Below are 23,080 nucleotides of genomic sequence, written 5' to 3' on the forward strand. Positions count from 1 at the left end.
CCGTCGATCAGATGGCGTCGAAGTACTCGTGCCCCTCGTGCAGCGCCGCCTCGTACAGCTCGCGAGCCTGTGCGATGTCGTCGGTGACCAGACCGTCGATGCCGTAGTCGATGAGGCGCGACATGTTGGCGGGGTCGTTGACGGTCCAAGCGTATATGATCTTCCCCGCCCCTTGCACTTCGTCGACGAGTTCCTGGGTGACGAAGAAGTCGTCGACGCTGAAATAATCGACATGCTCGATGCTCGAGATGGAGCCGTAAGCCAACGTCATGTCGTACATGGTGGGCATGGAGGGGTCGATCTCCTTCACCTTCGCGAGCGACTCGTAGGAGATGCTCGCGACGGCCACCTGGTCTCTCATATCGTAGGCGTTGATGAGGTCGACCGTCTTTCGCTCGAGGTCGACGCCGTGGCCGTCCGGCTTCACCTCGATATTCAACTTGATCTTGCCTTTGCACAACGCAAGCGCCTCTTCCAGCGTGCATATCCGCTGGTCTGCGAATGCGGGATCGAACCAGCTGCCGTTGTCGAGGTCTTTGATCTCGTCGTACGTGACCTGCCAGAACTCTTTATCCAGACCCGTCGTGCGCTTGAGGTTGGCATCGTGCATCACCACGAGCACGCCGTCGGCCGTCTGCTGCACGTCAAGCTCCACCCAATCCGCGCCTTGGTCGATAGCGTTCTGGAATGCAGCCAAGGTGTTCTCGGGAGCCTCGCGCGCGCCGCCCCGATGCGCGGTGATCGCGAAATCCGGCGCGGGCTCTCGCTGGCTTTCGGATTCGAATACCCCGTGCAAAGGGTCGTAGGACAGCAACGAAACGAGTCCGAGCATGGCGAGAAAGGAGCCGACCGCTGCGCGCGCGAGCCTCGTCCTGCACGTACGCGAGGGCTCGTCGATGCGGTAAGGGACGTCGATGCCCCGCTCCTGCGAGAATTCGTAGAACGTGGCGCTGAGGGCGGCATAGCTCAGCGGCGCGAACACGCAGTCGACCACGATAGTGAATGCGAACATCACGAGCGTGAGCGCGAAGGAGACTCCGAACGGCAGGCCGCCTTCTAGGATGGCGGCCAAGATGAGGACGCCGACGACTATGGCCGCGACCGCTCCCGACGCGAACACGGCGAACAAGGCTAGCAGACGGCGCGCCAGCCGCCAGGCGTTGCCGCGCAGCAGGCTCCTGCTCGAGATGCGTGCCTGCATCCAGGATTCGTCGCACAGCGTGAAGAAGTGAATGCCGAACGCCAGAAAAAACGCATGCAGGTACAGTGCGGCCATCACGATGACGAACACCGCGGTCAGCGCGCCGTTTTCCCAGATGAAGTCCATAATGAACTCGGGAAGCCGCACGCCGGTGAGCGCCGAGGAAGTGACGGTCAGGTTCGTGAGCGGAACCAGCAGCAGCACGAACAGCGCAAGAAGCCAGTTCGATGGGCGTGCGATGCGCCGGGCGGAAGAGAATGCGAGCCGGCTCGTTTCGAACACTCCGATGCGCCGACCCGTCTTTCCCGCCTGCATGACAACGACGAGGGCGCACATCTCGAAAAGGGCTCCGAGGGCCAGCACAAGCGCGGCCACGAGCAAAAACACCCACGCCAGCGGATTCGCGAATAGAGTCGTCATGTTCGTGTCGGCCAAGTAGGCAAGTCCGGCCGCTTCCATCGCGAGATCCACCATGCCGAAACATGCCGGTACGAACAGGATGGCGAACAAGAATCGGAAGCCGAATTCGAACAGGATAGCGGTTCGCGCATTGGCGGCGAACAGCCTCCATGTGCTGCGTGCGAACTCCATGGCATGCGTCCTTCCGTCGGATGCGGTGGCTGGTTGTTCGAGCCATTCTACCTGATGCGCTGGTTGGGAGCTCGCGCACTGCGGCGTTAATCGAGGGCGAGCAGCGCTTTCGCTACGGCGTCGATATCCAGCAGGGGAAGCGTTCCCGACGGGAAGCTCGGACGGCGCTCGATGGCCAAGAGGGCATGTTCGGTTTCGTCGAGGTCGACGACGTAGGGCGTGCCGTAGAACTGCAGCCCCAACAGGCATCCTTCCCCTTCGACGAGCACGACGTGCCCCGGTCCAGTGTCGGGGGCTCTCGTGTCGACGATGGGGGCCAGCTCGTTGCCGCGGAACAGCACGCCGCAGAACTGCTCGGGCAAGAGGGCAAGGGGCTGCACGCGGCTGGCGGCGACCACTTCGACGATGGACGAGAACGCGATGGCCATGTCTCCATCATCGGTGGGGATGACCAGCGCGTTATTCCGCCGAGCCTCTTGGCGGTCCTTGCCGATGAGCGTTTCGATCCAGTGCAGACGTTGGCTACGGTCGCGCATGGGTTCCCCTGTCCTTCGCCGCGTCGTTCAGAAAGCGCTGTACGCTTATCACGATGCAGGGCGAACCGTCTTGCAGGATGGCGTATCCGATGCAGCCCAGTTCGTGCATGCGCCGGCGGTCGAGCAGTGCCGGAAGCTGCAGCATCGAGATCCGCTCGTAGCCCTCAACGTCGTCTGCGGCCAAAGCGCATCGTTCCCCCAGAGCTTCAAGCAGGACGGTATATGCGGGGTGCGCCGCGTCAAGCGGAAAGGGCTTGGCACCTTGGTTGAGCATCTCGATATGCGCGCCGTGTTCGTCCTCGTACCAGGTTGAGGTTGCTTTCGACCCTTCTCCCGTTGCGCCGCCGCGCTGGACGCGGGCGGGGTCGAACGCCTCGAAGCGCACGATCTGCTGTGCGGGAACTGCGAAGCGGACGCCTCCGGTGCGCAGCAGGGCGGCTTCGAACACGGTGAACGGCACGGGAAAGCGTAGGACGATCTCCAACGTGCCGCGTTCGGTGTTGCGCATCGTGCCGCGCCCGCCGATGCGCTGCAGCATGCAGCCTATCTCGTTCAGTTCTGCGAAGGCGTTGCCGTCGCTGGCGGCGCTCGGCAAGAAGAATTGCGGCAGAAGGATGAACGCGCCTATCTCCTCGTCGGAATACGCGTCCAGCGGACGGGCGAGAAGGCCGCGTTTCGACGCTATCGTGGCGATACGGTGCGCGTCGAAGGGCCTGCCGTCGTGCTCGATGCGGCAAACGACATCCGAACCTTCGTTTTCCAGGCGCAAGCGTATGGTTGCGCGTTCCGGTTTTCCCAGGTCGGCGCGTTCCTCGGCGCTTTCGATGCCGTCGCGGATACATGATCGAAGGGCGCGTCTGAGCGTTTCCTCGATGGATGCGAGCACCGAACGATCCAGATCCATGCGTCCTTGCTCGAGCTCCAGATCGACGGGAACGCCGAACTGGCGCCCGTAGTCCTCGACGAGCTTATGAAGCGATGGAGCGATGCGGTCGAACGCTTCGATGCGCGAAAGGGCGACGGTGGATCGCAGGTGGTCGAGGGTCTGCGCGTACGAGAACGCGATATCGCTGAGCACGCGGTCGTTCGGAAGGCTCTCGGCGTGCGCTCGCAAAGACCGGTTCGTCTCCTCCAGCTGCGCGATCAGGTTCGACAGCTTTTCGTCTCGCTCGCTGCGCGCATCGCGATCGGCGAACGAAGAAATCGCTTCGATCCCTCCGTTTTCTGCATCGTCTTCCTGGGATGCGGAAGGCATCTCGAACGGCGGGATGCCTTCGGGATCCTCCACGATGGTGCAGCTGTCCACGAAGAACGCACCGCTGATGGCTGCGAGCACCCGCTCGGGCGTGCGCGAGACGAAGGTGACGAACAAGCCGTGGTCGCGCAGGTAGGGAATCGTCTCCCGACTGCTCTTGATCGCGTGCGGATGGCATGTTGCCGAGTCGCACAACGGCGCGATGCGGCGCATGACGAGCGAAGCGCGCGTGTTCTCGAGCCCGCAATTGGGCTTGAGCTTCGCCTGCACGGTGATCTCCTCGCGTTTCACGACCGGTTCCCTCCGCCACGCTCTATCTGGTTCGATTGCGCGAACACGCAACGGTTCTTGCCCGTCTCCTTGCCGTGGTACAGCGCGCGGTCGGCCGATGCGAAGTTCTCGCCGAACGTGAGTTCCGGATCGTAGGCGCTCAGACCGAACGTGAGCGTGCACGAAAAATCGCCTAAGTCGTCGCTGATGGGATAGCTGGCCACTTCCTCACGCATCTGGTTGCACAGACGCAAGGCCTCGTGGTCGGGCGTGGAGAACAGCACGAGCAGCAGTTCCTCGCCGCCCCATCGGATGACCGGATGGTTGCCGGAGAGATCGTCGAGGATGTCGGCGATGCAGACGATGGCGATGTCGCCGGCCTGATGGCCGCGCACGTCGTTGATGAGCTTGAAGTCGTCGATATCGCACAGGGCGAGCACGATGTTCGCTTCGCCGCTCATGCGTTCGATCTCTTGCTCCAGGTAGTCGGTTAAATAGTGGCGGCTGAACAAGCCGGTCAGCTGGTCGCGGAATGCGAGCGCCCGCATGACGTCCAGCTGCTGCTTCAGGGCGGCGTTGTCGGCGCGCAGGCGCTCGCGGTCTTCTCGGATGCCTTCCGATCCGCTCGGCGCGCTGCCTGTTTCGGTTCGGAATCGCGTCATGCCCCAGCTTCGCTTTCGTGCGGATCTGCATCGATTTTGAAGCGGCCGATCAGGTGCTTGAGTTCGTTCGCGCGATCCGCAAGCTCCTCTCCGATGACCGCGCTTTCCTCGGAGGCGGCCGAGTTCTCCTGCACGACCTGGGAGAGGCTGTCCATGCTCTCCTGTATCTGGGCAACCGCTTCGAGCTGCTGCTCGGAGGCGTGAGCGATGGAGGACATCGCCGTCTTGATGTCTTCGATAGAGGTAACGGCTTCCTCCATGTTCGAAGATGCGGAGCCGATCAGCTCGCTTCCGGCCTCGACGTTTTCGATGGCGCGCCCGGCGAGTTCGTCAGCCGCACGCGACGCTTCGCTCACCTGCGAGGCGAGGCGGCGGATTTCCTCGGCCACAATGGCGAAGCCGCGTCCGGCATCGCCTGCGCGCGCGGCTTCGACGGAGGCGTTCAGCGCGAGGATGTTCGTCTGGAACGAGATGTCTTCGATGGAGTTGGCCAGCTGCGAGATGCTCTGGGCGTTGTCTTTGATCTCCTCGATGGCGCACACGGTGCGGGCTATCGAGTCGCTGCTTTCCTCGACCGCGCCCAGTACATCGGAGGTGTTGGAATTCACGGTCAGGACGCTTTCGGTGTTCTCTCCCACCACGTGCGTGATGCTCTGAACGTTGGCGGCAAGCTCTTCGATGGCGGTGGCTTGCTCGGCGGAGCCTTGCGCGACGGCTTGGGAGCTGTCCGACATCTGCGATGACGAGCGAGCCACCTGCTCGGCTGTTTCGCTGAGCTGCTCGGTGGCGAAGCGCAGCGAAGCTACCGTTTCGTTCATGGACGAAGCGAGCGAGCCCAGCTCGTTGCCGGACGTGCAGGATGAGCGCACCGTCAGATCGCCGTCGGCCAACCGCTTCGCTATGCGGTCGATCTCCTGAATGGGCGCGGCGATGCTGTGCGTGATGCGCCTCCACATAACGATGACGAGCACGATTGCCGCCGTCCCTAGAAGCCCGATGGCCAGCGAGGTTCCGACCTCGACGCTGAACGAGTCTTTGACGAAGGCCTGCGCAACGTGCTCTGCGGTGTTCACGACCTCGGTGGACAGGTTGACGGTCACTTCCTTTTGCGCGAGGTACTCGTTCGAGTACAGGTCGATGGCGCGGTCGATGTCTCCCGCTTCGGCCGCGCCGATCACGGCGTTGCGGCGCGCGCCCAGCTCGTCGCAGGCGTTCGAGAAGCGTTCTAGAAGATCGGGATCGGCTTTGAACAGCGACCTGACGACGTTCAGCTCGTTCATGCGTTGTTCGGTGAGATCCTCGATGGCCACCAGCGCTTTCTGTTTCGCCGCGTCGTTTTCTGCGTTAAGCAGCTGCTCGACGTACGTCGACATCTCCTCGATCGTGAAGCGAAGCGCCACGGCGCTTTTCGAAACCATGTACGGCCGGTTGTAGAACTCTTTGGTCATGGAGGCGTTCGCGTGGACGCCGTAGAGCGCCACTGCGATCGAAAGGGCGAACAGGGCGATGACGATGCCGTAGGATATCATCAAGATGCGGCTTATGCTGATGTTGCTCGGTTTCATGCTCATACGTTGGTCGCTTTCGCTTGTCTTCGATAAACGGAGTTCCCCTGGTATTCGAACAGCGTACGTTCGCGGATGATCTCGGCGTGCCCCAGCATGAGGTAGCTCGATGGGGCGAGGTGGCGGTGCAATGTCGCGATCACCCGGTTGCGAACTTCGGCTTTGAGGTAGATGATGACGTTTCGGCACATGATGAGGTCGTACGTCCTGCGCAGGACTTCGTCGTCGCAGAGGTTGCCCTGCGCCAGAAAGACGCGCGAGCGGATGCGCTCGGCAACGGTGTACAGCTGACCGTTCCGAACGAAGTACGCATTGCGCCAGCGACGGGGCACCCTGTTGATGCGCGATTCGGGATAGGCGGCCGTACGCGCCTCTTCGATCGCAGGTTGCGACAGGTCGATGCCGGTGATGCGAACGGAGGGGATCGGGTGGGTTCGCGCGTAGTCCTCGACCAGCATCGAGACGCTGTAGCATTCTTCTCCCGTGGAGCAGCCGGCGCACAGTATGTTCCACGGGCGGTTCGGCCGCTTGGCCAGCAATTCCGGGAAAGCTGTGGCGAAGAGGAACTTGAACTGCGCGCTTTCGCGCAGGAAGTAGGTGTAATGGGTGGTGACGAGGTTGACGAACCGGTTTCGCTCCTGCTGGTTTCGCCCTGACTCCACGAGGTCGAAGTACGCCGAAAACGACGGCAGCTGCAAGCGATCGCGCTCGCGCGCGAGGCGGCATTCTAGCAGGGTGCGCTTCGAATTCATGTCCAGACCGTACGTCTGGGCAAGAAACGAGCGTACCTGCTCGAATTCGCTGTCAGTCATATGTTCCACGCGCACCGCTTCGTCGATGGATGTTCATGATGGCTACAGAATACCATTGATAGGGGCTCGATCCGGGGATGAGCGGGGGGGGGGGTGCATTTTTATGCGTTTTTTCCTGTAGCGGCAGGATGCGGCGCATGCCGGGCTCGGCTACGCAGACGGCTGTCCGGCCGCGAGGGGGCTTTGCCCTCGTGCAAGCGCCTGCGTCGATCCTTCTTATGACGCAGGCGCTTTTCCCCGTTGGCGTGGCGATGTTCGGCCTTGGCCGGTGCAGCTTACCTCACGTGGTCGTCGAGCCATTCGATGGCATCGCGGATGACGCGGTCCTTTTTGAACTCGTTGAATATCTCGTGGTAGAGGCCCGCGTAAATGCGCAGCGACTTGTCCGCCGACGACGCTTCGCGGAACATGTCGATGCTGTCCTGCGGGCTGACCAGACCGTCGTCTCCGCCGTGCAGCAGAAGCACCGGGTCGGCGAAATCGGCGGCCTGCGCGCGCAGCCAGAGGTGGCCGTCGTGCACGGCGCGCAGCAGCGCCACCGAGAACTCCTTGATGACGAAGGGGTCGGCCAGGTAGGCCTCTCCCACGGCGGGGTCGGAGCACACGCCGTCGCCCAGCTCGTTGGGGATGTACGTCTCGGGGTCGAGCCCCTGCTCGACGGCGCCCGAGGCCAGGCCCGCGTGGTCGCGCGTCCAAGCGCCCGACAGCACGTAGCCGTCCAGCTTGCCGGGATGGGCCGTGCCGTAGCTGGCGGCGCCGAAGCCGCCCATAGAGTGTCCGATCATGAACACCGGCAGGTCGGGGAACTGCGCGCGGGCTTCTTCGACGAACAGGTCGGTATCGGATACGATCTGCGTGCGGTCGTCGTACCACACCTTCTTGCCCATGGAGCGCCCGTGCCCGCGATGATCGAAGCGCACGACGGCGTACCCGGCTTCCAGCAGCCGCTGCGTCACGTAGTCGTAGCGTCCGAAGTGCTCGCACAGCCCGTGGACGATGACGGCTGCCGCCTTCGGCTGCTCCGGCGCGTCGATGCGTCCGACCAGCAGGAAGCCCTCGGGGGTCTGTTTCGTGAGTTGCTGCTGCATGCGCGTTCCCTTCTCTCGGGTCGATAAGCTGGAGCTATTGTAGCGCGTTGACGCGCGGGTATGGAGGGCAGGGGAGGAAGAGGAGAGGAGGCGGGGGAGGCGGGGAAGGTGGCCTCGGGTGGGGCCCACTCTTCTGGGCGCGGGGTGGCGCTTGCGAGCGGGTGGGCGCGTTCCGCGTCGATTCGTGGCGGGCGCGGCGTGCGACCGGCGCGGCCGCTGACACCCAAGTCCCAAATCCCACTCCGCGCCAGAGAAGGGCTTGCGCCCTATCCCCGCGCCAAAAAGGGCTGGCCCGACCCGGCTGCTCGCGTGCTTTCCGTCCGGCACATTTGCCAAGGCGGCTTGCATGCTTGACAATGGACGACAACGAAGAACGGCGCGGCGCGCGCAGCAATGGAAGGAAGCACATGGCCGGCAAGCTCATCATATGTCCTACGCCCATCGGCAACTTGGGCGACATGACCGAGCGCGCGCTCGAGGCGCTGCGGTCGGCCGACGCGGTGTGCGCCGAGGACACGCGTGTCACAGGCAAGCTGCTAGCGGCATTCCGCATCGAGAAGCGCATCGAGCGGCTGGACGAGGCGCTCATCGGCGAGCGCGCGTCGTCGTTGGTTGAGCGCGTGGCGGCAGGCGAAGTGATCGCGTACTGCTCGGACGCCGGCATGCCGGGCGTGTCCGATCCGGGGCTGCGCCTCGTGCGCGCCGCCCGCGAGGCGGGCGTGCCGGTGGAGGTGCTGCCGGGCGCCACGGCCGTGGCCACGGCGTACGTGGCCAGCGGCAGCGCGAACCCGCGCTTCTATTTCGGCGGCTTCTTCCCGCGCAAGGACGCCGAACGCCGCGCCGTGGTGGAGAGCCTGCGCGCGCTCGATGCGGCGCTGCTGTTCTACGAGAGCCCGAACCGCCTGGTGGCGGCCTTGACCTCGCTGGCGGAGACGCTGCCGCATCGCGAGATCGCCGTATGCCGCGAGCTGACGAAACTGCACGAGGAAGTGGTGCGGGGCCCGCTGCCCGAGGTGCGCGACGCGTTCGCCGCGCGCGAGCGGGAGGGCGCGGGAATCAAGGGCGAGATCGTGCTGGTGATCGACGGCCCGAGCGCCGCCGAGGACGCCGCTGCCGAGCAGGACGCCGAAGCCGCAGCCCGCGACCGGGCCGTCGAGCTCAAGGCTGCGGGCGCGCGCAACAAGGACATCGCCCGCGCGATAGCCGAGGAGTTCGGCATCGCGCGCAACGCGGCATACGACATCTCGCTCGAGGCGTGAGGCGGCGCGCGATGGCACGCGGTGCCGGCATGGCCGGCTCGTCGTCGATGGCGCGTCCGTTCGCGCGGTACGTGTCGTTCAACGTGCTGGGCATGGTAGGCGTGTCGGTGTACATACTGGCCGACACGTTCTTCATTGCGAACGGGGTGGGGTCGGACGGCCTCGCGGCGCTTAACTTCTCCATCGTGCTGTACACGGTGCTGCAGGCTACGGGCCTCATGCTGGGCATCGGCGCGGCAACCGAGTTCCAGGTGTGCTCGGCGAGGGGCGACCGCACGGGGGCGAACCGGGTGTTCACCACGGCGCTCGTCATGGCGGGCGTTGCCGCGGCGGTGCTGCTTGCGGTCGTGGAGGCGTTCGCGACGCCGTTGGCGTCGCTTTTGGGAGCGGACGAGGCCACGCTTCCGCTGACCGTGACGTACCTGCGCACCATCTTCGCGTTCGCGCCGCTGTTCTTGTTGAACAACGTGCTGCTGCCGTTCGTGCGCAACGACGGCAGCCCGCAGCTGGCCATGGTCGCCATGCTGGTGGGAAGCTTCGGGAACATCGCGCTCGACGCGTTGTTCATATTCGGGTTCGGGTGGGGCATGTTCGGCGCGGCGTTCGCCACGGGGTTCGCCCCGCTCATGAGCATGGCGGTGCTGTTGATCCATTTCCTCAGGAAACGCAACACGTTTCGGCCGGTGCGCTTGCATCTGCGCGCGCGGCTCGTGGGGCATATCGCGGCGCTCGGGTTCTCGTCGTTCGTGGTAGAGCTGTCGGGCGGGCTGGTTTTGCTGGTGCTGAACTTGGTGATCCTTGCGTTTGAGGGAACCATCGGGGTGGCGGCCTACGGGGTGGTCGCGAACTTCGCGTTCGTGGCGAGCGCCCTGTTCGTGGGCATCGCGCAGGGCATCCAGCCGCTGGCCAGCAACGCGTACGCGCGTGGCAGCGACCGCGACGTGCGCGCGGTGCTGCGTCTGGCGCTGCTGACGGCTCTCGTCATCGCGGCGACGACGTACGCTGCGGTGGCGCTCGCCGCCGAGCCGCTTGCGCTCGCGTTCAATCGCGACAACGATCCGCAGCTCACGGCGCTTGCCGTGGACGGCATGCGCGTGTACTTCCTCGGGTACTTCTTCGCGGGGGCGAACATCGTGGCGGCGGCGTTCTTCAGCGCGGTGGAGCAACCGGTCTGCGGCCTGGCTATCTCCATCGTGCGCGGTCTTCCGGCCATACTGGCGTTCGCGGCTGTGCTGGCGGCGCTGTTCGGCATGGCCGGCGTGTGGGCCACGTTCCCCGCGGCCGAGGCGGCCACGTTCGCGCTGACTGCCGTGCTTCTCGTGCGGTTCGTGCGCGGGCCGCGCCGGCGCGATCGGGAGGTGGTCGCGTGAGCCCGCGGCAGCGTGCGGCGCGGGGGCGGGCTTCGGCCTCGCGTCCCGTTGCGCCCGTCGAGCCCGTCGAACTCGTGGTGGACGGCCTGGTCGTGCGGCTTGCGCGCAAGCGCATCAAGAACCTCAACCTGCGCGTGCATCGCGGCGGCGGGTTCGTAGAGGTGTCGGCGCCGGCGTACGTGCGTGATCGCGACATCGAGAGGTTCGTCCGCGAGAAGCGCCCGTGGATCGACGCGAAGCTCGCGCAGGTTGCCGCCTCGCCCGCCGCCGGGGCGGCCGAGGCGGGGCCCGAGGAGGTGGCGGCGTGGCGCGCCGTGGTGGAGGCGTGCGTGCCCGCGCTCGTGGAGGCGTGGGAGCCTATCATGGGCGTGAAGGCGGGCAAGCTGGTGTATCGCAACATGACCAGCCGCTGGGGCAGCTGCCAACCCGCAACGGGCCGCATCTGCATCAACGTGCGTTTGGCGCTCTATCCGCCCGAGTGCTTGGAGTACGTGGTGGTGCACGAGCTGTGCCACCTGCTGGAACGCGGCCACGGCCCTCGCTTCAAAGCGCTCATGGACGCCTTCATGCCCGACTGGCGAGATCGGCGCGCGAAGCTGCGCTAGGGCGCGTGTTGCGCCCGCGCGCGGAGGCGCGCTGCGGCGCGCGATGAGCGGCGCGCGTTGCCCCGAAGGGCGCGGGTCGCGTCCGTGCACGGCGCGCATTATGCGCCGCCTCGGAATGCGCGGGTCGATCTCGATACGCCCGCGTGCACCGTATGAAAGCCGCAGGTCGTGCTCTGCGTTCGTCCGAGCGCGCTCCCGATGCCCTTCTGCGCGTGGCCGGCGGGCCGCTTGACGGGACGTTCGGGCTTCCGCGGTAAAAACGGAACGGTTTGGTAATCCTGAAGGGCGCCCGACCGCCACCTTCTCGGGCTGCTGAACCTTCTCAAGCGCGTCCTCCCAGGTCGGGTGTTCGGATCAGAAATGTAAGCAACATAGTATGATTACCAAACCGACTCGTTTTTACCGCGACGGGAGGATTTTCGTGACATCGACCCATTCGCTTGGTAGCTGGGTCATGGTTGCGCGTTCGTCGCGACCGGCCACCCCGGCTCGACCGTCGTCGGGCAGCGTGTTGGGCGAAAAACGGTTCCCATGACAATTTCGGCGGTGCTGTCGGGCATCGGTGGTTGCGTGCGGATTATGCCACCTGGGGTTATGCGGTCGGACGAGGCGATGCGGCGCGTCGAAACCGCTTCGCGATTGCCATGGGGGGGCGTTTTGCGCCCAGGTCGGCCTCGCAGCTGCGGGCGAGCGTCCGGCACGGTGGGGTTCCGTCGGGCGCAGGCGAGCGTCCGGCACGGCGGTCACCGTCGGGCGCGGGCGAGCGTCCGGGGCGCGGGCGCGACTGGCCTTGCCCAGGCCTGCTCGTGGAATGTGTGCATCCTTCGCAAACCGCTTGCGCACGCTGCTATCATGGAACTATGGAAAGCGCACAGGCGATAGAGCGAGAACGGAACTATGGCAGCGCGGGTGATACCGCGCAAGGGGTATCCGACGGCTTGCCGAAGAGACAGCGCACCATCGTGCTTGCGGTCATGATGTCGGGCACCACCGCCGCGTGCATCTCGCAGAGCATGATGATAGCCGCGCTTCCCACCATCATGCACGAGTACTCCGTGAGCGCCTCGCTCGGCCAGCTTCTCACCACGTCCTACATCTTCACGCTTGGCCTCATCTCGGCTATGACCGCTTATCTGGTGCATCGCGTTGATTCGAAGAAGCTATTCATCGCAGCCATGGTGTGCTTCGTCGCAGGTTGCGCGGCCGCGCTCGTCGCACCGAATTATCCGCTGCTGTTGGCATCGCGCCTGCTGCAAGCCGGCGGCGCGGGCATCGCGCTGCCGCTTATCCAGGTGGTGGCGCTGTCAGTGTACCCCAAAAGCGAGTACGGCCGTGCGATGGGTCTGGTGGGCCTCATCATCGGCTTCGCGCCGGCCATCGGGCCCACCGTATCCGGCTTCCTCATCGACTTCTGGGGCTGGCGCTCGGTGTTCGTCATCTTGGGCGCGGTGTCGGCGGTGGTTGTGGTGCTGTCGTTCTTCGTGCTGTCCGACGTGGTGAAGCGCGAAGCGTCGCGCGAGAGGTTTGACGTGCCTTCGGGGCTGTTGTACACGCTTGGCTTCTGCGGCATCATGCTGGGGACCACGGTTATGGAGTCGGACGCTGCGTTCGATCCTGTGTCTTTGGCGGCGCTCGCAGGCGGCGCGCTTGCGCTCTTCGTGTTCGCGAGGCGTCAGGCGCGCATCGAGCAGCCGCTGCTCAAACTGTCGTGCTTTCGCAACCGCACGTTCGCGATAGCCACTGTGCTGGTGATGATGTCCCAGATGGCGTTCATGGTCGGTTCCATCATGGTGCCGTTGTTCGTACAGGACGTGCAGGGCGGCAGCGCCACGGTGTCGGGGCTGACTATCCTGCCGGGCGCGGTGCTGCTAGGGTTCTTGAACCCGGTGACGGGACGCCTGCTCGACCGTTACGGTCCAAGGCCGCTCGTTGCGGTGGGATGCGCGGTGCTGGCTGCGGGCACGCTGGCTTTCGCGGCGTGCGACGCGGGTACGCCCGAGTGGGCGATAACCGTGTTGTACGGCGTGCGCACGGTGGGGGTCGCATGCCTCATGATGCCGATGACCGCTCACGCTTGCGCGGCGCTGTCTCTTGAAGACATCGCGCAAGGCACGGCCATTATCACGTCGTTTCGCCAGATCTTCGGTGCGCTCTCGTCGTCGGCGCTTATCACGGTTATGGCGCTCGCATCTTCCAACGAGCTAGGCATCGACGTCGGCGGTTTCGCTTTAAGCTTCGAAGTGCAGGCGGCCGTCATCGTCGTGGGCTTCGTCGTGGGCATGGCGTTTCTGCCGCGCCCGCAGCGGAAAACGCGCTAGAGGCGGCTCGGCTGAGCGTGGTTCGCGCTATGCTGCGGCTGCCAGGGACGGCTCGGCGTAGCGGGCCCTGATGTAGCGGTCGATGGCGTCGGCGGTTTGGCTCTGCTGTTCCGCGGGGGTGATGCTGGCTTCGCCATCGCCGCTTTGCGGGCCGTAGGCGCCGAAGCCAGCATGGTTGCCGCCTTCGATCTCCACGGTTTCGGCTCCCTTGGGCAGCAGGTCGGCGTTGTCCTCGAGTTTGGCGCGGTTGAGCACCTGGTCGTTCGAGCCGTACAGGGAGATGGCGCCCAGGTTCGTGCTCGACAGGTCGCTGGCGGAGTAGGATCCCAACAGCACGAGGCCGTCGAGCGTGCCGTCGCCGGCATGGTCGACCGCGTACTGCGCCGCCATCGAGCCGCCCAGCGAGTGGCCGCCCACCCACCAGGTGCCCACGTCGGGGAAGTCCGCGCGCACGCGGTCGGCTGCGTTGATGTCGAAGAACGCGAAGTTGAACGGCATCTGAACCACTACGGCCAGGTAGCCGCGCTCGGCCAGATCGCGCATGAGCGGCGCGTACGCGCTGTATTCCACCTTCGCGCCGGGGTAGAACACGAGGCCGACGGCTGCGTTCGGGTCGCCGAACGCAAGGTAGTTGTCTCCCTGCTGAACGGGCAGCGTCTCGGTCGACACGAGGTTGCGATGGTTCGCGTCGAGGTCGTGGTACGAGTCGCTCGCGTACGCGAAGAACGCGGCTGCCAGCACGCACAGCAGGATGGCGAGGGCCGTCAGCGCGACGACGAGCTTGCGCGGCTTGCGGCGCGCGGCGACGGGCGTGCCGCTTTCGGCCGCTTCCGTCGTGGGTGTAGGTTCGTTCGTTTCCATGACGAGCATGGTAGCAAAAGAGTGCCATGCCCGGTTCCGGATCTGCAACGCTTGCCTTGCATTTCCTCTTCGTGATAAGTATACTTGACATTGTGATAAGAAAACTTGGCAGAATGAACCAATGAAAACCTTGGGATGCCGTACGAGGATGCCCAGTTGGCAAAAAGCAATCGAATTCGGAAGGTGAGCGCAGTCCGATTCGGTGGCAAGTCCAACGTGATTGAGGATGCCGGCTCGCGACCAGGTATTTTGCAGAGTGGGTAGCCGCGCATCGCTGCGATCAGGGATTCAAACTTCCGAATTCGGAGGTTTTTCGCCATCGAGAAGCGTTTTGCGTGCTTGGTGAGGCATGAGTACAAATGTTTCACGTGAAACATCCGGAAGCGAACGGGCGATGCAGAAGGAGGCAGCCATGAACAAGGACGAGATTCTGGAGAAGAGCCGTCGGGACAACGACGGAATGGACGAGCGGTTCAAGCTGATGCAATGGCGTGCGAGCTACCTTATGCTCTCCGTGATGATGGTGGTATGGGCGTTGTTGTTCGTGTGGGATTCGCTTCATGGTCAGAGCACGGATGTGTCGTTCGCCATTGTCATGTCGGGCATAGCCGCCATGAACTTCTACCAGTTCTACCAGTTTCGTTACAAAACCGCGTTGGGTGCGGGCGTTTTGGTGACGGTCGCGGTCATCAGCGTCGTCGTCCACCATATATTCGCGACGATGTAGGGGCACTTCATGATCAAGCTACCGTCTCTCGGATTCGACGATGTGCATGACAACGACGGCGAGCTCGAACTCTGCAACCGGCTGAAGGCGGCGCGCGCCGAGGCGGGGCTTTCGCAGGCAGAGCTCGCGGGGCTCGTGGGTGTCTCGCGCCAGACCATCTCGTCCATCGAGACGGGCCTGTTCAACCCTACGGCAAAGCTGGCCCTCGTCCTCTGCATCGCGCTCGACAAGAAGTTCGAGGATCTGTTCTACTTCGAGTGAAGTGTGCGCAAGGGCGCATCAAGGGTCGACGGACGCGCCTGGCTCACTTCCAGATCTTGCGGGCTTCGGGGTCTTCGGCCAGCAGCAGGTCGCGCAAGGCTTGCAGGTCGTCGGCCGAGACGTCTTCGGGGTTCTCGTACTCCAGCGTGTCCGCCACGCGAAAGTCGAAGCCGTTCTCGCCGTGCTCGCTCCACAGCTGCTGCAGCGGACGGTTCGGGTGCCCGCCTCCGTTCAGCTTCGCCCGCAGGCTGTTGAGCTCCTTCGCCGCGTCGCGCGTGATGCCCAGAAAGCGCTGGCCCGTGGCAGTGCAGCGCAGTTCAACCACGCCCATGTCGGGGCGGCGGCTCTTGTATGCGTCTCGCAATTCCTTGCGTCGGTCGGTTTGCATGCGTATCACCTCATCGTCCACGGTACCGCATGCCGTCCGGGCGCGCAATCTACGGAACGTCGACCGTTGCCCTCGCCCCTTGTCATCCTATGGGCGCAGGCGGCGGAGCCGCCGGGGTCGAAGGATCCTGCGCGGCGATAGCCGGAATGCTTGCAGCTGGTGCCGCACGGGATCATTCGACTCCGCGCTGCGCGGTCCGCCCAGGATGGCAGAAGATCACCTATTTAAACGACGGCGCCTGTTACGTTCTCGCCCTCAATCAGGCCGAAGCCGGCTGATCGGCCGCGCCGGCCTGCATCCAGGCGATGTACGTGTCGGGGTGGTGGGCGGTCAGCGCGGCCGAAAGGTCGAGGCCGAGGAGCGACTGCACGGCACCGACGATGCCCAATGGGCTGACCAGCGCGTCGAGCGTGGGCACGCGGGTGGATGCCGTGGAGCCGAACGTGCTCAGCGTAGCGAAGTCGTCCTCGTCGCATCCTAACGCGTAGCCGGTGTTGCGCTGGTAGGCGGTCTGCACGATGGCGTACGAATCGTCGAAGTCGGCGCTTACGGTGCTGGGCAGCGTGATGGTGGAGCCGTAGCGTCCGAAACCCCAGGAGGAAAGCGGCAGCTGCGTGACGATGTCCGCCTCGTTCACCACGTTGAAGATGTTGTCGAACCTCGGATCGTGCCGGTCGTCCGCGCGCGTGGCGCACGGGGCGGCGAACGTGTAGGCGTAGATGCCGGACGAGGGCGCCAGCGCCGACGCGTCGTCGTCCGGGTCGCCGAGGTCGGCGGCCAGCAGGTTCGCGATGGCCCCGCCGCGGCTGTGCCCTGTGATGAGAATGCGCGTGTGAGCGGGGTCGATGCCCAGATCGCTCGCGTAGGAGCGCACTGCTTTCTCGACCTCTTCCTCGGCCGCTTTGAACCCGCGGTGGTCGGCATCGTCGGAGCCGGCGCCCAGGAAGTTGAAGTTGCTGAGCCACTCTGCGCCGTACGTGCCGCGGATGCCCACGAACAGAAGCGTGACGGGCTTCCCGTCGCCGTCCGAAGCGATGGTCTTGCTGGCCAACGTGTACGCGGCCACGTCGCTCGATCCCACCAACAGTGAGCTGACCTCGTCGAGGACGCTGCTGCGCATCGCGTACGACTCGGTGCGCACGTCGTGGAATCCCAGCGCGCCAAGCGTCCGCTCGGCGTAGGGCAGCGAACCGGCCACGCCGTCGTAGTACTGGGATTCGGAATTGCACACCGCCGCCAACACGGAACAGGCCGTGGCCAGATCGTGCTGGTAGGTGCGGGCGTCGTGGAAGAACCAGGAGTCGTCGAACGTCAGCTGCGTGGATGTTCGCCCTGACGGGTTGTTCGGGTCGAGGGCGGCTACCACCTCGCTGCAGTATTCGGCGGTGACGGTGGTGCGCGGGGAAGCGGGGACGTGCGCGACGACCGCGTTTCCATTGGCGTGCGCGACGGGAACGAGCCCCGATTCGTAGCCCGTGTACCGGAGCTGTACCATGAACAGCGCGATGAGAAGGAGGCAGCCGAGCAGGGAAGCGACAGCCGACGCGAAGCGTCGCGCGGGGTTCGTCTGCATCGGTCCTCCTTCGCCATCGGTGAGTGCTTCCTTCGTTTCGGCCAGTATACGGTGTCGTGCCGCCGCGGTTACCGGTGCTGGCGCAACGCAAGTGAAACTTAAGCGTGCTGTAAGCATTTCTTAAGGTTTGGGGCACATTGCGGCAAGGTTCGGGATTCCTTTGCATCGCGGGCGTGAAACATTCGCGTGCGATCTGCGGGGACGAGGGGTCGAAGCGTTTCCTCGTGCTAGAATATCCAGTTGCTTGCCAACTGGCGAACGAATGCTGGTTGGCGCGCGTCGTCCAAGCGCGCCGCATCATGAGCGGCGGCGCTCGAAAGCCGGCTGACGAGGCATCATGCGCCGCGCGGCCCCGAAATGTGAGGAAGCACCATGTCAAAGGGAACCTACTCGTTCACCACCCCCATCTACTACGTCAACGCGGCCCCGCACCTCGGCACCGCGTACACCACCATCGCCGCCGACACCGTGGCGCGCTACCAGCGCATGAACGGCTACGACGTGGCGTTCGTGACGGGCATGGACGAGCACGGCCAGAAGGTGGCCGACACCGCCGCCGACAAGGGCATGACCCCGCAGGACTGGTGCGACTCCATGGAGCCCGCGTTCCGCGACGCATGGGACATGCTGGGCATCACCTACACCGACTTCGTGCGCACCACCGAGCCGCGCCACGCGCGCACGGTGCAGAAGTTCTGGCAGGACCTCTACGATCGCGGCTGGTGCTACAAGGGCAGCTACGAGGGTTGGTACTGCGTGCATGAGGAAACCTACTACGCTGAAAGCGACCTCGAGAAGAACGAGGACGGGGAGCTGGTGTGCCCCGACTGCAAGCGCCCCGTGCAGAAGGCGGGCGGCGAGGAGAACTGGTTCTTCAAGCTGTCCGAGTTCGGCGACAAGCTGCTGGCGTTCTACGAGGAGAACCCCGATTTCATCCGTCCCGAAACGCGCAAGAACGAGATCGTGTCGTTCGTGAAGAGCGGTCTGAAGGACCTGTCCATCTCGCGCAGCACGTTCGACTGGGGCGTGCCGCTGCCGTTCGACGAGGGCCACGTGGCCTACGTGTGGGCCGACGCTTTGCTGGCCTACCTCACCGGCATCGGCTACGGCGACGAGGGCGAGCGCGCCGGCGAGTTCGACGCCCGCTGGCCCATGCAGTACCACTTCGTGGGCAAGGACATCACGCGCTTCCACTGCGTCATCTGGCCGGCCATGCTCATGGCGGCCGGGCTGCCCATCACCCACACCGTGTTCGGCCACGGCTTCCTGCTCACGAAGGGCGAGAAGATGTCGAAGTCGAAGGGCAACGCCCTGAAGCCCGCGGACCTCTGCAAGGTGTTCGGCGTGGACGCGTACCGCTACTACTTCATGAGCGACGTGCAGTTCGGCGCCGACGGCTCCATCTCCATGGAGCGCATGGTGCAGGTGTACAACGCCGATTTGGCCAACACCTGGGGAAACCTGTGCAGCCGCGTGTTCAACATGACGAAGAAGTACTTCGACGGCCAGGTTCCGGAGGTGCCCGCCGAGGTGCTTGCGAATGAGAACCCGCTGCGCGCCATAACCGAGGAGCTGTACGCCGAGTACGACGCGGCTCTGGGCGCCGTCGACTTCACGGCCGCCGCGGCCGCGGTGCAGAAGCTGGCCGGTCGCGTGAACCTCTACGTGGAGGAGAGCGCCCCGTGGAACCTCGCGAAGAGCGAGGAGACCGCCGGCGAGCTGGCCGAGGTCATCTACAACGCGCTTGAGGCCATCCGCATCATCGCGCTGTACATGGCGCCGTTCATGCCGAACACGTCGGCCGAGGTGTTCCGTCGCCTGTCGCTGGGCGACATCGAGGCCGTGACCGACATCGAGGCCGCGACGGCCTGGGGCCAGCTGCCCGCCGGCAACCCGGTGGAAATCGGCGACCCCCTGTTCCCGCGCCTGGACATGGACGCCATCGACCTGAGCATGGAGTAGAACGGTTCCGCCGGCCTGCCGGCCGGCGGAGCAGCCGACGCTGCGGCGCGTCCTCGCACGCGATCTTCGTGCGATCCCGGAGCCTCGCGTACCATAGTACGCTTCGCCTCCGCGATCCCGCGAATCTCGCATCCGAGGACGCCCCTCGCTGGCTTTGTTGGACCGGCGACGACTCGAACAACCTGCGAGCAAGAAAGGACGCGACCATGGTCGACGAACAGAGCGCGGAACCCGTCTTCGACGATCCGCAGTTTCGGCAGAAGCGCAAGCACGGCCGCTACCGCGTGGTGGACGCTCCCCAGCTCGAGGGGCCGGTGGCCGACACGCACGCCCACCTGCAGCTTCTGCCCGATCCGTCGTACGCGCTCGCGCGCTGCGCGGCTCACAAGGTGGAGTTCGTCTGCACCATCGTGGATGCGTTCGAAGACGGGACCACCACGTTCGATCGCTTGAACTCGTGGCGGTTCGAGGCCGCTGCGGCTGCCAAGCGCTTCGTCGGCTGGACTTGAAGCGACCCCTTCCCGCGCGTGCCGCGGGTTCGGATCGCCGTCGGGTGCCACCCGCATAACGCGAAGTACTACGACGACGGCTTGGAGGCCGATTTGCGCCGTATGCTCAAGGACCCGCGCGTGGCCGCGCTCGGCGAGATCGGCTTGGACTACCACTACGACTTCTCGCCGCGCGACGATCAGCGCGAGGCCTTCCGTCGCCAGCTCCGCTTGGCGAAGGAGGCGGGATTGCCCGTGGCGCTGCACCTGCGCGAGGCGCATGACGAGGCGCTTGCCATCATGCGCGAAGAGGGCTTCCCCGAGGCGGGCACGCTGCTGCACTGCTTCAATCTGGACTGGGCCACGCTGGAACCGTGGGTGGCAGCCGGATGCTACGTGGCGTTCGGCGGCGCGCTCACCTTCAAGAACGCCGACGACACGCGCGAGGCCGCAGCCCGCGTGCCGGCGGATCGTCTGCTCACCGAGACGGATGCGCCGTACATGACGCCCGAACCTATGCGCGGCATGACCTGCCTGCCCGATCACGTGCTGTTCACGGCGGAGCGGCTGGCCGAGGCCTGCGGGCGGGCGCCTGGGGCCCAGCGCGAGGAGTTCCTCGCCCGACTTATGGACAATGCGCGCGAACTGCTGGATCGCCCGGCCACCGCTTGGCAGAAGAACAAAGGAGCGTGACGCTTATGAAGCGACTCATCATCAGCGGTTCCCCTCGGGCGCGAGGGCGCAGCGCGGGCGTCGCGGAGGCCGTGCGCTTCGCTTTCGAGGAATCCTGCGCCGACGACGATGTGCAGCTTGTTTCGTTGGCGGACGTGCGCATCTCCCCGTGCACGGGGTGCGAGACGTGTGCGGACACCTTGGGGCGCAACGAGCTGTACTGCATCATCTCGGACGACATGCTGCGCGTGCGCGAGATGCTGAACGCTTGCGATCAGCTGACGCTGGTGTCGCCGGTGTACTTCGCGGGCGCGCCGTCCCAGCTCAAGGCGTTCCTCGACCGCCTGCAGCCGTACTTCTACGCCAACTGGCGCGCCAAGCCGAAGCGACCGGCAAGCCTGTACGTGGTGGGCGAGGGGGGCGACCCGCACGGGTTCGGCCCGCTTGTGGGCGAGGCGCGCTCGGCGTTGGCCGTGGCGGGCTTCGCGCTGGAATCCGTGCACGACTGGGTGGGCCTCGTCAGCGCGGACGGCGCGCTCCCTTCGGGTTCCGACGTGCTGGAGGGCGGCCGCGTGCATCCGGCGTCGGCCTACACGTGCACGGGTCCCGAAGGCACGTTTCCACGCGCGGTGGGGCAGGTCTGATGACGAAGCTGTCGCCGCTGGCCAGCGTGTCCGAGACGCGTGCCGTCCTGGAAGCGCACGGGCTTTCGACCAAGTACTCGCTCGGCCAGAACTTCCTTATCAACGACGCCATCTTGCAGAAGATCGTCGCCTTGGCCGATCTTGCGCCCGACGACTACGTGCTGGAGGTGGGGCCCGGCATAGGCACGCTCACCATCGCGCTGCTCAAGAGTGCAGGGCGCGTGCTGTCGGTGGAGCGCGACCCCGACCTACCCGCCGTGCTGGTCGAGACGCTGGCTCCCTGGTCCGACCGATTCGCCCTGCTCAACAAAGACGCGCTTGATTTATGTTCCGCTGATTTCCAATCAGCGGAACCACTCGACGCTGCGGCTTCCCGTGGTGCCCGATCTCGCGGCGAGGCTGAAGGCTCGCGTACCGAAGTACGCAGCGCCTTCGCCCTCCCCACGATCTCGGGCACCACGGAAACCCTCGCTGACGTAGCTGGACCCATGAGGCTTTTACCCAACAAGCTGGTGGCGAACCTGCCCTACGCCGTGGCCGCCACCGTGGTGCTCGACTACTTCGAGCAGTTCGCGTCGCTGGAAAGCGCCACCGTCATGGTGCAGAAGGAAGTGGCCGACCGCATGGCCGCCAGCCCGGGCACGAAGAACTACGGCGCCTACACGGTGAAGCTGCGCCTGTACGCCGAGCCGGCCGGGCGCTTCGCCGTAGGGCCGGGCAACTTCTTCCCGCCGCCGCGGGTGGAGAGCGCCGTGCTGCGCCTGAACCGCCGCCCGGTCTTCGACGACCAAGGCGTGCCGCTCGATGCCGATGCGATCGCCGCCGCCTGCACCATGGCCGAGGCCGCGTTCGCCACGCGCCGCAAAACGCTGTCGAACTCCTGCAAAACCTACTTCGCCGGACGAGGCCCGCAAGGGGCCGCCGTCATCGCCCGGCTCCCGCAGTTGTTCGAGCGCGCCGGCATCGATCCCCGCCTCCGCGGCGAGACCCTCGACCTCCCCGAGTTCGTCCGCCTCGGCTGCGCCTTCCAGCAGATCGCTTGAACGGTTCGGTCGCTGAAGAGGGCTCGTCTGCCGAGGGGCTTGCCGCCGAGCCGCTTGCCGCCGAGCAGCTTGCGCCCCCCCCCTCGCGTCGTAAATCCGTGGGCGATGTGCAGCAAAAACGAGGTTTTGGCAGCGCGAGCCACCTCGCCGGCGCATCGAGCGAAACGCGACCTGGGGTTTCTTCGTCGCGCTGCCCGCAAAAGAGCTTCCCGCGACGGCCGAATGAGGTTCCGACTGCCAAAACCTCGATTTTGCTGCACATCGCCGTGCGTCCGCTGTTAAACCAATATTGACATGCGCCGCCGTGCGCCGCCTCCTCCGTCGGGGAGCCGGCGATCGAGCGGGACGGGCGCCCGGCCGACGGCCGAAGAGGGCTTCCGGGCCGCCGGCGAGTCCTCGCGGACGGCCCGGCTCGGCTATGTCAATATTGGTTTAACAGCGGAACCGTGCGAATCGGTGCACCCGTGGACCGAACGGGGCGGTGCGCCTTCGCGAGTCTCGGTCGCGGGCTAGGCGTCCTTCAGCGCTTTGGCGCGCACGGCCTTGCCTTTGCTGCACTTGGGCTTCGCAAGCGGGCAGTGCTTCTTGCAGCAGGGGCACACGCGTCCGTCGAGCACCGATGCCGTCTTTTTCGCTTCCGCCTTCTTCTTGTCCGGTTTCTTCTTCTTGTCTTTCTTGTCTTTCTTCGAGCTCACGTGGATCCTTTCGCACTATGTTCGCGGCCATTCTAGCATGTGCGTCCGTGAGGAGCTCGAAGCCTCCGCGGACGGCAGCGCTCGCACGGCACCCGCTTCCACGGGGGTTTCACGTGACGAGGCGCGAGGTTTGAATTGTTATGGACTTGGGGACAATCCGTGCAGATTCTGTAGAGTATTGACTCAGGTGGTATAATTTGAGGCTGTCATTTCTGCACACTGGCATACGCGAGA

Annotated in this window: 23 protein-coding genes; 12 read left to right on the forward strand and 11 right to left on the reverse strand. The window is 65.1% G+C overall.

Annotated elements, in window-relative coordinates; all coding sequences use genetic code 11:
* Positions 1–7: 7 nt before the first annotated feature.
* From GT613_RS00675 to GT613_RS00705, 7 genes are all read right to left on the reverse strand, one after another.
* Positions 8–1,792 carry a glycerophosphodiester phosphodiesterase family protein gene (locus GT613_RS00675; protein ID WP_114556833.1) on the reverse strand — a complete coding sequence of 595 codons (1,785 nt, stop codon included), beginning with the start codon at positions 1,790–1,792 and terminating at the stop codon, positions 8–10.
* Positions 1,793–1,878: 86 nt separating this feature from the next.
* Positions 1,879–2,328 carry a bifunctional autolysin gene (locus GT613_RS00680; RefSeq protein ID WP_009306754.1) on the reverse strand — a complete coding sequence of 150 codons (450 nt, stop codon included), beginning with the start codon at positions 2,326–2,328 and terminating at the stop codon, positions 1,879–1,881.
* Entirely contained in the window at positions 2,315–3,874 is a 1,560-nt protein-coding gene (locus GT613_RS00685; RefSeq protein ID WP_114518140.1) for a chemotaxis protein CheA, read from the reverse strand. The genes GT613_RS00680 and GT613_RS00685 overlap by 14 nt, the downstream gene beginning before the upstream one ends.
* Positions 3,871–4,515 (reverse strand): GGDEF domain-containing protein, encoded by a 645-nt coding sequence (locus GT613_RS00690; protein ID WP_114518139.1) that lies wholly within the window; start codon positions 4,513–4,515, stop codon positions 3,871–3,873. The genes GT613_RS00685 and GT613_RS00690 overlap by 4 nt, the downstream gene beginning before the upstream one ends.
* The gene (locus GT613_RS00695) at positions 4,512–6,086 is read right to left on the reverse strand and encodes a methyl-accepting chemotaxis protein (protein WP_114549996.1); all 1,575 of its coding nucleotides are present in this window, start codon (positions 6,084–6,086) and stop codon (positions 4,512–4,514) included. The genes GT613_RS00690 and GT613_RS00695 overlap by 4 nt, the downstream gene beginning before the upstream one ends.
* A complete protein-coding gene (locus GT613_RS00700) occupies positions 6,083–6,892 on the reverse strand; it encodes a protein-glutamate O-methyltransferase CheR (RefSeq protein WP_114549995.1) in 810 nt (269 codons plus the stop codon). The genes GT613_RS00695 and GT613_RS00700 overlap by 4 nt, the downstream gene beginning before the upstream one ends.
* Positions 6,893–7,167: 275 nt before the next feature.
* Positions 7,168–7,980: an alpha/beta hydrolase gene (locus GT613_RS00705; RefSeq protein ID WP_114550559.1), complete on the reverse strand. Its 813-nt coding sequence runs from the start codon at positions 7,978–7,980 to the stop codon at positions 7,168–7,170.
* Positions 7,981–8,387: 407 nt separating this feature from the next.
* On the opposite strand from GT613_RS00705, the gene rsmI reads away from it, so the two are divergent.
* From rsmI to GT613_RS00725, 4 genes are all read left to right on the forward strand, one after another.
* A complete protein-coding gene (gene rsmI / locus GT613_RS00710) occupies positions 8,388–9,239 on the forward strand; it encodes a 16S rRNA (cytidine(1402)-2'-O)-methyltransferase (protein ID WP_114550513.1) in 852 nt (283 codons plus the stop codon).
* 11 nt (positions 9,240–9,250) lie between these two features.
* Entirely contained in the window at positions 9,251–10,609 is a 1,359-nt protein-coding gene (locus GT613_RS00715; RefSeq protein WP_009609426.1) for an MATE family efflux transporter, read from the forward strand.
* On the forward strand, positions 10,606–11,214 hold the full coding sequence (locus tag GT613_RS00720; RefSeq protein WP_161172464.1) for a SprT family zinc-dependent metalloprotease: 609 nt from the start codon (positions 10,606–10,608) through the stop codon (positions 11,212–11,214). The genes GT613_RS00715 and GT613_RS00720 overlap by 4 nt, the downstream gene beginning before the upstream one ends.
* Before the next feature lie 938 nt (positions 11,215–12,152).
* Complete coding sequence (locus GT613_RS00725) at positions 12,153–13,532, forward strand: DHA2 family efflux MFS transporter permease subunit (RefSeq protein ID WP_226844182.1); 1,380 nt, start codon at positions 12,153–12,155, stop codon at positions 13,530–13,532.
* Positions 13,533–13,559: 27 nt separating this feature from the next.
* On the opposite strand, the gene GT613_RS00730 is transcribed toward GT613_RS00725, so the two are convergent.
* Positions 13,560–14,393 (reverse strand): alpha/beta hydrolase, encoded by an 834-nt coding sequence (locus GT613_RS00730; RefSeq protein ID WP_227100958.1) that lies wholly within the window; start codon positions 14,391–14,393, stop codon positions 13,560–13,562.
* A 412-nt stretch (positions 14,394–14,805) separates the two neighbouring features.
* Here GT613_RS00730 and GT613_RS00735 point away from each other — a divergent pair, with 412 nt between their 5' ends.
* Both GT613_RS00735 and GT613_RS00740 read left to right on the forward strand, forming a co-directional pair.
* Positions 14,806–15,120 (forward strand): DUF6442 family protein, encoded by a 315-nt coding sequence (locus GT613_RS00735; protein ID WP_009306733.1) that lies wholly within the window; start codon positions 14,806–14,808, stop codon positions 15,118–15,120.
* 9 nt (positions 15,121–15,129) lie between these two features.
* Positions 15,130–15,381, forward strand: a complete 252-nt coding sequence (locus GT613_RS00740; RefSeq protein ID WP_009306731.1) for a helix-turn-helix transcriptional regulator — start codon at positions 15,130–15,132, stop codon at positions 15,379–15,381.
* A 43-nt stretch (positions 15,382–15,424) separates the two neighbouring features.
* Here the strand turns inward: GT613_RS00740 and GT613_RS00745 are convergent, their stop codons facing one another.
* Both GT613_RS00745 and GT613_RS00750 read right to left on the reverse strand, forming a co-directional pair.
* Positions 15,425–15,769, reverse strand: a complete 345-nt coding sequence (locus GT613_RS00745; protein WP_035577748.1) for a GIY-YIG nuclease family protein — start codon at positions 15,767–15,769, stop codon at positions 15,425–15,427.
* Between the two features lie 259 nt (positions 15,770–16,028).
* Positions 16,029–17,342: a lipase family protein gene (locus GT613_RS00750; RefSeq protein ID WP_009306727.1), complete on the reverse strand. Its 1,314-nt coding sequence runs from the start codon at positions 17,340–17,342 to the stop codon at positions 16,029–16,031.
* A gap of 372 nt (positions 17,343–17,714) precedes the next feature.
* Between GT613_RS00750 and metG the strand changes: the two genes are divergently transcribed.
* From metG to GT613_RS00780, 6 genes are all read left to right on the forward strand, one after another.
* Positions 17,715–19,304, forward strand: coding sequence for a methionine--tRNA ligase (gene metG / locus GT613_RS00755; RefSeq protein ID WP_009306725.1), 1,590 nt, complete (start codon positions 17,715–17,717; stop codon positions 19,302–19,304).
* Between the two features lie 206 nt (positions 19,305–19,510).
* Positions 19,511–19,813 (forward strand): hypothetical protein, encoded by a 303-nt coding sequence (locus GT613_RS00760; RefSeq protein ID WP_009306723.1) that lies wholly within the window; start codon positions 19,511–19,513, stop codon positions 19,811–19,813.
* 18 nt (positions 19,814–19,831) lie between these two features.
* Complete coding sequence (locus tag GT613_RS00765; RefSeq protein ID WP_161172465.1) at positions 19,832–20,485, forward strand: TatD family hydrolase; 654 nt, start codon at positions 19,832–19,834, stop codon at positions 20,483–20,485.
* A gap of 5 nt (positions 20,486–20,490) precedes the next feature.
* Positions 20,491–21,108, forward strand: a complete 618-nt coding sequence (locus tag GT613_RS00770; protein WP_161172466.1) for a flavodoxin family protein — start codon at positions 20,491–20,493, stop codon at positions 21,106–21,108.
* A complete protein-coding gene (locus GT613_RS00775) occupies positions 21,108–22,151 on the forward strand; it encodes an rRNA adenine dimethyltransferase family protein (protein ID WP_009306720.1) in 1,044 nt (347 codons plus the stop codon). Before GT613_RS00770 ends, GT613_RS00775 begins: the two co-directional genes overlap by 1 nt.
* Positions 22,148–22,444, forward strand: a complete 297-nt coding sequence (locus GT613_RS00780; protein WP_147271000.1) for a hypothetical protein — start codon at positions 22,148–22,150, stop codon at positions 22,442–22,444. The genes GT613_RS00775 and GT613_RS00780 overlap by 4 nt, the downstream gene beginning before the upstream one ends.
* Positions 22,445–22,660: 216 nt before the next feature.
* Here the strand turns inward: GT613_RS00780 and GT613_RS00785 are convergent, their stop codons facing one another.
* Entirely contained in the window at positions 22,661–22,846 is a 186-nt protein-coding gene (locus GT613_RS00785) for a hypothetical protein (protein ID WP_009306719.1), read from the reverse strand.
* Positions 22,847–23,080: the final 234 nt, after the last annotated feature.

It is taken from the genome of Eggerthella sp. BIOML-A4, from assembly GCF_009875575.1.
Classification (GTDB): domain Bacteria; phylum Actinomycetota; class Coriobacteriia; order Coriobacteriales; family Eggerthellaceae; genus Eggerthella; species Eggerthella lenta.

Excerpts from the sequence above, each read along its gene's own strand:
- GT613_RS00690 (WP_114518139.1), bottom strand. The coding sequence starts at position 4,515 with ATGACGCGATTCCGAACCGAAACAGGCAGCGCGCCGAGCGGATCGGAA.
- GT613_RS00730 (WP_227100958.1), bottom strand. The coding sequence starts at position 14,393 with ATGGAAACGAACGAACCTACACCCACGACGGAAGCGGCCGAAAGCGGC.
- GT613_RS00750 (WP_009306727.1), bottom strand. The coding sequence starts at position 17,342 with ATGCAGACGAACCCCGCGCGACGCTTCGCGTCGGCTGTCGCTTCCCTG.
- GT613_RS00740 (WP_009306731.1), top strand. The coding sequence starts at position 15,130 with ATGATCAAGCTACCGTCTCTCGGATTCGACGATGTGCATGACAACGAC.
- GT613_RS00770 (WP_161172466.1), top strand. The coding sequence starts at position 20,491 with ATGAAGCGACTCATCATCAGCGGTTCCCCTCGGGCGCGAGGGCGCAGC.
- GT613_RS00775 (WP_009306720.1), top strand. The coding sequence starts at position 21,108 with ATGACGAAGCTGTCGCCGCTGGCCAGCGTGTCCGAGACGCGTGCCGTC.
- GT613_RS00760 (WP_009306723.1), top strand. The coding sequence starts at position 19,511 with ATGGTCGACGAACAGAGCGCGGAACCCGTCTTCGACGATCCGCAGTTT.
- GT613_RS00695 (WP_114549996.1), bottom strand. The coding sequence starts at position 6,086 with ATGAGCATGAAACCGAGCAACATCAGCATAAGCCGCATCTTGATGATA.
- metG (WP_009306725.1), top strand. The coding sequence starts at position 17,715 with ATGTCAAAGGGAACCTACTCGTTCACCACCCCCATCTACTACGTCAAC.
- GT613_RS00745 (WP_035577748.1), bottom strand. The coding sequence starts at position 15,769 with ATGCAAACCGACCGACGCAAGGAATTGCGAGACGCATACAAGAGCCGC.
- rsmI (WP_114550513.1), top strand. The coding sequence starts at position 8,388 with ATGGCCGGCAAGCTCATCATATGTCCTACGCCCATCGGCAACTTGGGC.
- GT613_RS00680 (WP_009306754.1), bottom strand. The coding sequence starts at position 2,328 with ATGCGCGACCGTAGCCAACGTCTGCACTGGATCGAAACGCTCATCGGC.
- GT613_RS00675 (WP_114556833.1), bottom strand. The coding sequence starts at position 1,792 with ATGGAGTTCGCACGCAGCACATGGAGGCTGTTCGCCGCCAATGCGCGA.
- GT613_RS00735 (WP_009306733.1), top strand. The coding sequence starts at position 14,806 with ATGAACAAGGACGAGATTCTGGAGAAGAGCCGTCGGGACAACGACGGA.
- GT613_RS00705 (WP_114550559.1), bottom strand. The coding sequence starts at position 7,980 with ATGCAGCAGCAACTCACGAAACAGACCCCCGAGGGCTTCCTGCTGGTC.
- GT613_RS00700 (WP_114549995.1), bottom strand. The coding sequence starts at position 6,892 with ATGACTGACAGCGAATTCGAGCAGGTACGCTCGTTTCTTGCCCAGACG.
- GT613_RS00715 (WP_009609426.1), top strand. The coding sequence starts at position 9,251 with ATGGCACGCGGTGCCGGCATGGCCGGCTCGTCGTCGATGGCGCGTCCG.